The sequence below is a fragment of the Thermoanaerobaculum aquaticum genome (assembly GCF_000687145.1).
In the GTDB taxonomy this organism is placed as follows: Bacteria; Acidobacteriota; Thermoanaerobaculia; order Thermoanaerobaculales; family Thermoanaerobaculaceae; genus Thermoanaerobaculum; species Thermoanaerobaculum aquaticum.
This window is the reverse complement of the sequence record NZ_JMFG01000011.1, coordinates 25,268-36,534: the sequence shown is the minus strand read 5'-3', so window position 1 is coordinate 36,534 and position 11,267 is coordinate 25,268. Positions and strand designations below refer to the sequence as shown.

Sequence of the window (11,267 nt, the reverse complement as noted above, 5' to 3'; positions counted from 1 at the left end):
TGCCAGCGGCTTGCCTCACCGGGATGGCGCTGTTTTTTGGCCGCCCGCTAGCGGAAGGGCCGCAGTAGGGGACCGGAAGGGGGAAGCCTTGACGGGTTGGGTGGCCTGGGGTATATTCAAGGCCTCCGGCAATGCCGGAGAAGGGGTTCTTTGCCAAGCAAGGGGACGAGGGCAGGTTGCAAAAGGCTTGCAAAGCCTACCTGCCGGCAGCCCGCGGAGCAGGCGCGTAGCTCAGTTGGTTAGAGCGCTACCTTGACACGGTAGAGGTCAGCGGTTCAAGTCCGCTCGCGCCTACCATCGGTTTTGCTCCGCTTGCGCACGATGAGGATATAGGCGCGTAGCTCAGTTGGTAGAGCGCATCCCTCACACGGATGAGGTCTGCGGTTCGAGCCCGCACGCGCCTACCATGCGCCAGCCCTGCCGTCCCCAGCTTGGACGGCTTTTTTGTTTTTTGCGGAGCAGAGGGAAAAACAATGAGCGAGCGCATCGTGCTGGAGCTGGAAGGCGGAGTCACGCGGGAGTTTCCCCAGGGAACCACGCCCATGGACGTGGCCCGCGAGCTGGCCGGGGATCGCCTTGCCGAGGTTGTGGCCGGCCTTCTGGACGGTCGCATCGTGGATTTGCGGGCTCCCATTCCCGCCTCGGGTCCCTTCCGCTTGCTTTTTGTGAGCGACCCCGAAGCCGGTGAGGTCATCCGCCACTCCGCCGAGCACGTGCTGGCCGATGCCGTCGAGCGCCTGTTCCCCGGGACCATCATTGACGCCGGCCGGCAGGATCACTCGGAGAAGTTCCAGTACGATTTCCGCCATCCTCGGCCGTTTACCCCGGAAGATCTGGCCAAAATCGAAGAGGAAATGGCGCGCATCATCGCCCAGGACCTCCCCTTCACCCGGGAGGTGGTCACCCGCGAACAGGCCTTCGAGCTTTTCAAGGCTCGCGGTGAGGAGCTCAAGCTCATCCGCCTCCAGGACATTCCCGAAGGCGAGGAAATCACGGTTTTCCGGCATGGGGATTTTGTGGACCTGTGCCGAGGTCCGCACGTGCAGCGCACCGGGCAAATTGGCGCCTTTAAGCTTTTGGAAACCTCGGGGGCCTACTTCAAGGGCGATGAGCGCAACGAGATGCTCCAGCGCATTTACGGCACGGCTTTTGCCACCAAGGAGGAGCTGGACGCCTACTTTGCCCGCATTGAGGAGGCCAGGCGCCGGGATCACCGACGGCTGGGCCGCGAGCTGGATTTGTTTTCCTTCCACCCCCTGGCCCCGGCTTCGCCGTTTTTTCACCCCAAAGGCGCCATCGTGTACAACGAGCTCATCGGCCTCATGCGCGAGCTTTACCAAAAGTACGGCTACCAGGAGGTCATCACCCCCCAGCTTTTTGACGCCGAGCTGTGGAAGATCTCCGGCCACTGGGATAACTACCGGGAAAACATGTTCCTCACCGAAGTGGAGGGGCGGGAGTTTTCCTTCAAGCCCATGAACTGCCCTTCCCACTGCTTGATTTACAAGTCGGCAGCCCGTTCCTACCGCGAGCTGCCGCTGCGTTTGGCGGATTTTGGCCGCTTGCACCGGTTTGAGCGGTCCGGTGTGGTGCAGGGTTTGACCCGGGTTCGCTCGTTTTCCCAAGATGACGCGCACATCTTTTGCATGCCCGAGCACATCGGCCCGGAAATTGACAGGCTTTTCGACCTGATGTTCGAGGTGTACCACCTGTTCCGCTTTACCTCTCCCAACATTTACCTTTCCACCAAGCCGGAAAAGGCCATTGGCGAGCCGGAGCTCTGGCAGCACGCCGAAGCCACACTGGAAGCGTGCCTCAAAAACCGTGGTGTGGCTTACACCGTCAACCCCGGGGAGGGGGCGTTTTACGGGCCCAAGATTGACTTTGTGGTGCACGACGCCATTGGCCGGGAATGGCAGCTGGGGACCATTCAGCTGGATTTCAACCTGCCCCGCCGCTTTGAGCTCACCTACGCCGCAGAGGATGGCAGCGAAAAGACGCCGGTGATGATCCACCGGGCGGTTCTGGGTTCCATTGAGCGGTTTTTTGGTGTGATGTTGGAGCACTTTGCCGGCGACTTGCCGTTTTGGCTGGCCCCGGAGCAGGTGCGGGTGCTGCCGGTTTCCGACAAGTTCCTGGAAGGGGCCCAGACCATTGGCGAGCGCTTCCGGCAAGCTGGCCTGCGGGCTTCCGTGGACAGCCGCAACGAAAAGCTGGGGGCCAAGATCCGCGATGGGGAGCTCGCCAAAGTGCCGGTGCTTTTGATCGTAGGAGGCAAGGAGCTGGAGCAGGGAACGGTTTCGGTGCGCCTCCGGCATCGGGGCGATTTGGGGGCGCACCCGGTGGCGGAGGTGGTTGAGCGCTTGCGGGAAGCCAAAGCGTCCCGGAAGCTTGCACCGTGGGAAGAAAACTAAAAGGGAGGCCACATGCCAAAGATCAAGACGTTAAAAGCAGCAGCCAAGAGGTTTAAGCGCACGGGAACGGGGAAGTTCTTGCGCCATCACGCCTTTCACAGCCACATCTTGACCAAAAAATCGGCCAAGCGGCGGCGGCATTTGCGGCGAGAAGCCCTGGTTTCCGGAGCGGACAAGGCCAAGGTGGAGCGCATGCTCCCCTACGCCCACTGAGGAGGGTTCACCATGAGGATCAAAAGGGGTAACCACCGCGTTCAGCGGCGAAAGAAAATCTTGAAGCTGGCCAAGGGCTACTACCTGACCCGGCACAACGCTTACCGCATTGCCAAGCTGCAGGTGGAGCGGTCGCTGGTCTACGCCTACCGGGATCGTCGTCAGCGCAAACGGCAAATGCGGGCTCTGTGGATTGTGCGCATCAACGCCGCTGCTCGCCTGCACGACCTCTCCTACTCCCAGTTCATTGCTGGGCTTAAGGCGGCCGGGGCGGAAGTCAACCGCAAGATGCTGGCGGACATTGCGGTGCGGGATGCGGCGGCCTTTGAGGAGCTGGTGAAGGTTGCCAAGAAAGGCTTGGCCTCTAAGGTCAGCGGGTAATGCTTTCGGAGCTTGAGCAGGTAAGGCTTGAGTTTGATCGGGCCTTGGCCGCGGCCGGCGACGATCCCCGCCAGCTGGAAGAGGTGCGGGTGCAGTTTGCCGGCCGCAAAGCGGGTATCCTGCGCAAGCTGGAGGAAAAGCTCGCCTCCCTGCCGCGGGAGGAAAAACCCGCCTTTGGCAAGGGGCTTAACGAGCTCAAGGCGTACATCGAAGGACAGCTCAAAGCCGCCAGCGAAAAGGCCCGCACCGCCAAGGCCAAAGGGGAGGACGTGGACGTTACCCTCCCCGGGCGCAAGCCCACCCTGGGGGCGCTGCACCCGGTAACGCTGGTGCGGCGGGAAATTGAAGAGATCTTCCTGCGCATGGGCTACTCGGTGGCCGATGGCCCTGAGGTGGAGGATGACTGGCACAACTTCGAAGCCCTGAACATCCCCCCCGATCACCCGGCCCGCGACACCCAGGACACCTTTTACCTCCCCGGGGGGCTGTTGCTTCGCACCCACACCTCGCCGGTGCAAATCCGCACCATGGAGCAGTTCAAGCCGCCCATTCGCGTGATCATCCCCGGTCGGGTTTATCGGCGGGACTCGGATTTGCGTCACTCCCCGATGTTCCACCAGGTGGAGGGGTTGGTGGTGGACGAGGGCATCTCCTTTGCCCACCTCAAGGCCACTCTGGAAGCCTTTCTCCACCGCTTGTTCGATCCCTCCCTTCAGGTTCGCCTGCGCCCGAGCTTTTTCCCCTTCACCGAGCCTTCGGCGGAGGTGGACATCACCTGCGTGCTGTGCCGGGGCAAAGGCTGCGGGGTTTGCTCGGGTTCCGGGTGGGTGGAAATCCTGGGGGCGGGGATGGTGGACCCCCGGGTTTTCCGGGCGGTGGGGATTGACGCCACCCGCTTTACCGGCTTTGCCTTTGGCCTGGGTCTCGATCGTGTGGCCATGTTGAAGTACCAAATCCCCGATTTGCGCTTGCTGTTTTCCGGAGATGAGCGGATGTTGCGGCAGTTTCCCGGAGGGCTTGGGCGGTGAAGGTGCTTTATTCCTGGATTTGCGAGCATTTGGAAGGGACTCTGCCAGCTGCCGAGATGGCCGAGCGCTTGACCGCTGCCGGGCTCAACGTGGAGCTGCGCACCCCCCAGGGGGATGACGAGATTTGGGAGGTGGATGTCACCACCAACCGCCCCGACTGCTTGAACCACCGGGGCCTGGCCCGGGAAGCGGCGGCAGCCGGTAGCGGGCGGCTCAAGCCCTTGCAGGTGACGGTCTCGGAAAAGGGGCCGGCGGTGGAGCAGCTGGCCAGGGTCACCGTGGAGGACCCCGAAGGTTGCCCCCGCTACTGTGCCCGGGTGATCCGTAGGGTAAAGGTGGGTCCGTCACCCCAGTGGCTGGCCGACCGCCTTGCCGCCTGTGGCATTCGCCCCATCAACAACGTGGTGGATGCCACCAACTACGTGCTTTTGGACTTAGGTCATCCCCTCCACGCCTTCGATTTGGCCAGGGTGGAAGGCAGGCACATCCGCGTTCGAAGAGCGGGCGCCGGCGAAAAGCTCGTCACTCTGGACGGCGAGGAGCGAACCCTTACCGTTGAGGACCTGGTGATTGCCGACGAAACCAAGGCGGTGGCGCTGGCGGGGATCATGGGCGGGGCCAACTCGGAAATCACCGATACCACCCAGGACGTGCTTTTGGAATCGGCGTACTTTGCCCCTACGGCAATCCGCCGCACCCGCAAGCGGCTGGGGCTGGATACCGAGGCGTCCCGCCGTTTTGAGCGGGGGGCCGATCGCGCCATGGCCCGCATTGCGGTGGATGCGGCGGCTCAGCTCATCGTGGAGCTGGCGGGGGGCGAGGTAGCCTCCGGTGTTCTGGACTCCTGCCGGGAGCTGCCGTCTCCGGCCACCATCTCCTTCACGCTGGAGGGGCTTTCGGCCTTTGCTGGCGTGGCGATTCCTGAAGCCTTCGTTCGGGAGGTGCTCACGGCCCTGGAAATCCCCTTCCAGGTGCAGGGTCACAGCTTTTCCTGCCAGGTACCCACCCACCGGGTGGATCTGGAGCTTCCCGAAGACCTTTACGAGGAGATCCTCCGCCACTGGGGCTACGACCGCATCCCCTCGGTGCTTCCACCGCTGCGAGAAGGCCCAGGGGAGCGGCGGGGGAGCTTCCCGGTCACCGATCGGGCGCGGGATCTGGCCCAAGGCTTGGGGTTGGCGGAGGCCATTACCTACGCCTTTGTCCCCGAGGAGGTGGAGCTTTCCTTTCAGGCGTCGCCTCTGGTTGCCCGCGGGGAGCTGGTACGCCTGGAAAACCCCTTGTCCGCACGCATGGCGGTCATGCGCCGCACGCTGTGGTCGGGGTTGGTGGAAGCGGCAGCTTCCAACCTGCGGCGGGGCGCGGAGCGGGTGCAGCTCTTCGAGGTGGGGCGGGTGTTCTTTGCCAGGGAAGGCAAGGTCCAGGAGGAGGAAAGGCTCGCGGTGGTGCTTTCCGGCGAGGTGGGGGCGTGGGACCGCCGGCGTCCGGTGGACTTTTTGGACCTCAAGGGGTTGGCTGAGGCGCTGGCGGAAGGGCTGGGGCTTCCTCCTTGCGCCTTTGCCCCGCTGGCTGATCCTTTTGCCAACGGCTGCGGGGCGGTAATGCAACGGGATGGGGAAGCGGTGGGCGTGCTGGGCAAGCTCAGCGAAAAGGCTCAAGCCCTTTACGATGCCCCCCGTCCCCTTTGGGCCCTGGAGCTGGTTCTGGACGTGGCGGCTGCCCCCGCTCCACCGAAATTCCAGGAGCTTTCCCGCTTTCCGGCGGTGGTGGCCGACCTCACCGTGCGCCACCCCCTTTCGCTCCCCTACGGCACCCTGGTGAGCACCCTGTGGTCTTTGGCTCCGGAGATCCTGGAGCGGGTGGAGCCGGTGGTGCGCTACCGGGGGGAGCAGGTGGGGCCCGATGAGGTGAAGACCACGCTGCGGCTTACCTACCGGCACCGGGAGCGCTCCCTCACCCAAGAAGAGGTCAACGCCGCCCATTTTGCGTTGATGGAGGCTTTGGCAGCCAAGCTTTCGGTTTCGTTTAGCTAGGGAGGGGCCATGGAAAGCCTGGACATCCTCGAGCAGCGCATTGACCGATTGATAGCGGTCTACACCGAGCTCAAAGAGAGGGTGCGGGAGCTGGAGGAGGAAAACCAGCGTTTGCGCGAAAACGCGGAGCAGGAAAAGCTGCAGGAGGAACTTGCCGCCCTCCGGGAGGAGCGGGAAAAGCTCCGGCAAAGGCTTTCTAAGCTGTTGCAGCAGCTGGAAAGCTTGGGAGTCTAATGACCGGGCTTGCCAAGCAAGAATCGGCTTCTCCCTGGCCCGAAAACGTTCGGGAGATCACCCCCCGGCGTATCTTTGAGGCGCTCTCTTCCGGGGTGCTGGGGCAAGATAAGGCCTTGGAGTTCGTGGCGGTTTCGGTGTACAAACACGCCACCGGCACCCTGCCCGGCAACCTCCTGCTCATCGGCAACTCCGGCACCGGCAAAACCACGATCATGAACGAAATCCAGCGCCTCTACCACGAGGTGCCGGCTTTCAGGCCCCTGCGGGCCATGACCATCATCAACGCCAACCTGCTGGTGGATTCCGACCGCATGGAGTTTCGTCCGGAAAGGCTTTTGTCGGCGGTGGAGCAGCGGGCCCGGGCGGTCATCGGCCACCCGCCTTCGGCTGCTGAGCTTACCGAGCTCATGGAGCGGGCCACCGTGTGCGTGGACGAAATTGACAAGATGTCCTCGGTGGTAGCCGGCAAGCCCAACCCCATTGGCGTGGTGTTGCAGCAGGGTCTGTTGACGCTCATGGAAGGGGAAGTGGTCCCATACCGCACCTTTGTGGTGGAAAACGGTGAGGAACAACCCAAGGTGCTGGACATCAACACCAAGGGCATGATGTTCATTTGCGGCGGGGCTTTTGAGGGCCTTTACGACCAGGTGTTTTACCGGGTCACCAGCCCCGGTTCCGGGGAAAAGCTGAAAAGCACCGCCATCCGCACCGCCGACGGGCAGGTGCGCATTGAAACCCGCTTCTCGTTGGCCGATTTCTTCCGCCTGGAGGACCTTTTCACCTACGGCATGGTGCCGCAGTTCATTGCCCGCTTTGACAACGTGGTGATCCTCAACGACCTCACCGTGGACGTGCTGAAGGCCATCCTCCTTTATGCCAACGATTCGCCGCTGGTGCGCACGCGGAAGTATTTGGCGCTTTTCGACATTGAGCTGGAGGTGGAAGAGTTAGCCGCTGCCATCATTGCCGAGCAAGCGGAGCGGCAAACCCGCACCGGTGCCCGCGCTTTGCGCGGGATTTGGGGCAGGATCATGAACCCCGTGGAGTTTGACCCCTTTGGCTCGGGGTTGGTGAAACCCAAACCCGAAGGGGGCTTCCGCCTCACCGTCACCGCCGACCTGGTTCGCCGCACGTTGGGCGTATAAAGCGCGTCGCGGAGCACCCCCTGCGCGCTAGCCCAACGTGGGGCTGCCGCACCGGTGCCAGGCAAGCCAAAGCGCCAGCTCGGAGCTTTGGTCTGGCTCGCAAAGGGCTCGAGAACCACGCCCGGTCTGGGGTTAACGCAGGATTGCTGGCAGTTAACCGCGACCTGCCGGGGCCACGGTAAGCTTTGGCAGGATGAAGCGCAGGACGCTCCACTTAGACCACGAATACTTTCCAGAACAGCCTCCCGGTTGCGCAGGCTTCGGCTGTGGGTTTCTTTTGGCTTTTGCTCTTTTGTTTCGCTGGTGGCTTGCCAGCGACTGGAGCTCGCCAACTAACTTTCTGGGTCCCCCGGTGCTTGCGGTTTTGGCGGGCTTGGCCGTAGCCCGCTTTGGCGAGCGCTTTTTTCGCAAGGTACTGGACCTTTTCTTCTGGTGGTGGTGGCCCTAGTTGCCGGGCCGTTTCCGCCGGCAGAGCTTAGAGGGCAAGGGGTCAGGCGACGGCCTGCAGAAGCTCGCCTGGACCAAGGGGCGGCAGCAGTACCTGACCTGAAGGGGTGAGGCGGCTGCCGGGGAAGCGCGCCAGCAAGCGCAAGGCCAAGTCGTGGGAGGTGGGGGCGGCAGGGTCGAGAGTCAGCTCCAGGCCCGAAGGGGTCCTGCGGATGCGGCGGATGCGGTGAGCTTGGGCCATTTGCCGCAGCTTTTGCAGCTCCAGGAGGTTCCGCACTGGCTGGGGCAAGGGCCCAAAGCGGTCGGCCAGCTCCTCGGCCAGGCTTTCCAGCTGAGCCGGCGTTCGGGCGGCGGCCACCCGGCGGTACAGGGAAAGCCGCAGGGCTTCTTCGGCCACGTAGGTCTCGGGGATGCGGATGTCTAAGCCCAAATGCAGCTCCACCGCTGGGGCCTCCTCGGGCAACGCTTGCCCCTTGAGCTCCGCCACCGCTTCTTCCAGCAAGCGGCAGTAGGTTTCGTAGCCCACCGCTTCCATGTGGCCGTGCTGCTCGGCGCCCAGGATGTTGCCAGCACCGCGGATTTCCAAATCCCGGGCGGCCAGGCGGAAGCCGGCCCCCAAATCGGCAAACTCCAGAATGGCGGCCAGGCGCGAGCGGGCGGTTTGGCTCAAAGCGGCTTCTTCGGGGATCAGCAGGTACGCAAAGGCCAGTCGGTCCGATCGCCCCACCCGCCCCCGGAGCTGGTAAAGCTGGGAAAGACCGAAGCGGTCGGCGCGGTTGACGATGAGGGTGTTGGCGTTGGGGATGTCCAGGCCGTTTTCCACGATGGCGGTGGCCACCAGCACGTCGGCCCGGTGCTCCACGAAGGCATCCATGGCCCGCTCCAGCTCCCGCTCGGACATCTGCCCGTGGGCCACCACCACCCGGGCTTCGGGCACCAGCTCCCGCACCAGCTTGGCCATGGCCGGCAGCGATGCCACCCGGTTGTGCACGAAGAACACCTGGCCCTGGCGGGAAAGCTCAAAGCTGATAGCTTCGCGGATGACCTCGGGGTTGAAGGGCACCACGTGGGTTTGCACCGCCAGGCGATCCCGGGGTGGGGTCTCGATGATGGAGACGTCCCGCAAGCCCAAAAGCCCCAGGTTCAGGGTGCGGGGAATGGGGGTAGCGGACATCGCCAGCACGTCCACGTTGGCCTTGAGCTTCTTGAGCTTTTCCTTTTGCGCCACGCCAAAGCGCTGCTCTTCATCCACGATCAAAAGCCCTAAGTCCCGAAAGCGGACGTCCTTGGCCAAAAGCCTGTGGGTGCCGATGACGATGTCCACCGATCCTTCGGCCAGGCCGGCCAGCACGGCCTTTTGTTCGGCAGCCGGCAAAAAGCGGGAAAGCATGCGGATTTCCACGGGGAAGCCGGCAAAGCGGCGCAGAAACGTGCGGTAGTGCTGCTCCGCCAGCACCGTGGTGGGCGCCAGAAAGGCCACCTGCTTGCCGTCCATCACCGCTTTGAAAGCGGCCCGCATGGCCACCTCGGTTTTGCCGTAGCCCACGTCTCCCACCAGCAAGCGGTCCATGGGGCGGGGCGACTCCATATCGCGCTTGACCTCGGCCACCGCTTGCTCCTGGTCCGGGGTGAGCTCCCACTCAAAGGCCGCTTCGAACTCCTTTTGCCAGGGACCGTCTTTGGAAAAGGCGTAGCCGGGGGTCAGCTCGCGAGCAGCGGCCACGCGCAGGAGCTCCTCGGCTAAATCCTTCAAGGCCTTTTTCACCCTGGATTTGGTGGCCTTCCAGGTGCTGCCCCCCAGCCGGTCCAGGCGCGGGGCAGCCGCCTCACCGGCGGTGTACTTTTCCAGAAGGTCGGCCCGCTCCATGGGCACCAGGAGCTTGGCACCACCGGCGTACTCCAGCTCCACGCACTCGTGTTTGCTGCCGTCCAGGGTGACGGTGCGAAACCCCAAGAACTTGCCGATGCCGTGATCGCGGTGCACCACGAAGTCGCCCACCTTGAGGTCGCGAATGTCGAAGAGCACCTGCGCCAGCGTGCGGGAGCGGGGCGGCGCTTTAGGCAAGTTGGTGAGGTCCTGGCGGCCAAACACCGCGAGGTGAGCTTGCGGCCAAAGAAAACCGTGCCCCAGGGTGCCGTGGACGATACCGATGCCGCCCGCTTCCGGAAAGCCCTCGCGGAAGGGCAGCTCCTGGTCCCGGAGGAGGTGGGCTAGCCGCTGGGCTTCCCCGGGGCTGCCGGCCACCAGCACTTGCGCCATGCGCTCCGCCAAACCCCGCCGCAGCTCTTGAAGCAAAAGCTGGGGGTGAGAGGCCAGCTGAGGCGCGGGCTGGGTGACCAGCCGAAGCGGGTTGGGGCGGTTTCCGCTTTCCAGCTCTTCTACCACCGGCGCCTTACCCAGCTTTTCCAGCAACTCGGTGGGTGGATGGAGCCACGCTTCCGGCGGAGGGAGGGGGAGCTGACGGCAGGCGGTTTCATGGGCCTTCGTAAGGGCGGTCCAGGCCCGGGCCAGCTCCGCTTCCACGTCGGCGGGCTCCACCACCACCAGGGCTTCCGAAAGCTCCCAGGGATGCCCGCAGGCCTCTCCCACCGCGGCAAAGGGGGCTACCACCGGGTTTGCCACCCCTTCCCGCAGCATTTCCGCCAAGAACGGAAACCCCTGTTTTTCCCAGTGTTCGGCAGCCCGCGTGCGCACGCGGGGGTTGGTGGGGAAAAGGCTCATGGGTGAAAGCTGCAGCTCGCCCCTTTCCTCCACCGAGCGCTGGCTTTCCGGGTTGAAGGCGCGGATGGTCTCCAAGCGGTCCACATCCACCACCAGGCGGAAGAAGCCATCGGTGGTGCCTAAGTCCAAAACTTCGCCGCGGAGGGCAAACTCCCCCGCTTCCTCCACCACCTCCACCCGGTGCCACCCCTCTTCCCTGAGGAAACCCGCTAGCTCCTGAAGGTCCAGCGGCTCGCCGGGGACGAAGCGCCGCACGCGGGCCAGCAAGCTCTCGGGCCGGGGAAAGGGCAGCGGCAGCAGGCGGGCGGGAACCACCAGGCGGCTGAGACCCCCCTCAGCCCACCGAAGAAGGGCCGTCACGGCTTCAGCGGTGGCAGCCAGGGGGGTGCCCTGGGGGGCGTAGGGGAGCAGCATGTGGGCGGGAAGCGCCGCCGCCGGGTGCTGGGGGAAGAAAAGCCCGTAGCTTGCCGCCAGCTCCAGGGCGTCGCTGGGGGTGGGAACCACCACCACCGCCTTTTCCTTTTGGCCCAGGAGCAGCTCCACCCCCAGGACCCGGGCGCCGGGGCACACCCCTACCACCCGCTGGGGTGACGTGGCCCCCAGCACGTTCAGGGCCTCCTGCAAAAGCGGGAAACGGCTCATGTCTC

At 64.1% G+C, this 11,267-nt stretch carries 9 protein-coding genes and 2 tRNA genes; 10 read left to right on the top strand and 1 reads right to left on the bottom strand.

The features are described 5' to 3' along the window. Positions 1-220: 220 nt before the first annotated feature. The 10 genes from EG19_RS04815 (at position 221) to EG19_RS04770 (ending at position 7,899) form a co-directional block, all read left to right on the top strand. A tRNA-Val gene (locus EG19_RS04815) sits at positions 221-297 on the top strand. A gap of 34 nt (positions 298-331) precedes the next feature. Further along, positions 332-407: transfer RNA gene (locus EG19_RS04810), tRNA-Val, on the top strand. A 66-nt stretch (positions 408-473) separates the two neighbouring features. Beyond that, a complete protein-coding gene (gene thrS, locus EG19_RS04805; protein WP_038048139.1) occupies positions 474-2,414 on the top strand; it encodes a threonine--tRNA ligase in 1,941 nt (646 codons plus the stop codon). Between the two features lie 12 nt (positions 2,415-2,426). Beyond that, positions 2,427-2,627 (top strand): 50S ribosomal protein L35, encoded by a 201-nt coding sequence (rpmI, locus tag EG19_RS04800; protein ID WP_038048137.1) that lies wholly within the window; start codon positions 2,427-2,429, stop codon positions 2,625-2,627. Between the two features lie 12 nt (positions 2,628-2,639). After that, positions 2,640-3,008: a 50S ribosomal protein L20 gene (rplT, locus tag EG19_RS04795; protein ID WP_038048136.1), complete on the top strand. Its 369-nt coding sequence runs from the start codon at positions 2,640-2,642 to the stop codon at positions 3,006-3,008. After that, positions 3,008-4,036 (top strand): phenylalanine--tRNA ligase subunit alpha, encoded by a 1,029-nt coding sequence (gene pheS / locus EG19_RS04790; protein ID WP_038048135.1) that lies wholly within the window; start codon positions 3,008-3,010, stop codon positions 4,034-4,036. Before rplT ends, pheS begins: the two co-directional genes overlap by 1 nt. After that, positions 4,033-6,069: a phenylalanine--tRNA ligase subunit beta gene (gene pheT, locus EG19_RS04785; protein WP_053334905.1), complete on the top strand. Its 2,037-nt coding sequence runs from the start codon at positions 4,033-4,035 to the stop codon at positions 6,067-6,069. The genes pheS and pheT overlap by 4 nt, the downstream gene beginning before the upstream one ends. Before the next feature lie 9 nt (positions 6,070-6,078). Then, a complete protein-coding gene (gene zapB / locus EG19_RS04780) occupies positions 6,079-6,303 on the top strand; it encodes a cell division protein ZapB (RefSeq protein WP_038048134.1) in 225 nt (74 codons plus the stop codon). Further along, entirely contained in the window at positions 6,303-7,451 is a 1,149-nt protein-coding gene (locus EG19_RS04775; RefSeq protein WP_053334904.1) for an AAA family ATPase, read from the top strand. Before zapB ends, EG19_RS04775 begins: the two co-directional genes overlap by 1 nt. A gap of 193 nt (positions 7,452-7,644) precedes the next feature. After that, positions 7,645-7,899, top strand: coding sequence for a hypothetical protein (locus tag EG19_RS04770; RefSeq protein ID WP_038048133.1), 255 nt, complete (start codon positions 7,645-7,647; stop codon positions 7,897-7,899). Between the two features lie 42 nt (positions 7,900-7,941). Here the strand turns inward: EG19_RS04770 and mfd are convergent, their stop codons facing one another. Next, the gene (gene mfd, locus EG19_RS04765; protein WP_053334903.1) at positions 7,942-11,262 is read right to left on the bottom strand and encodes a transcription-repair coupling factor; all 3,321 of its coding nucleotides are present in this window, start codon (positions 11,260-11,262) and stop codon (positions 7,942-7,944) included. Positions 11,263-11,267: the final 5 nt, after the last annotated feature.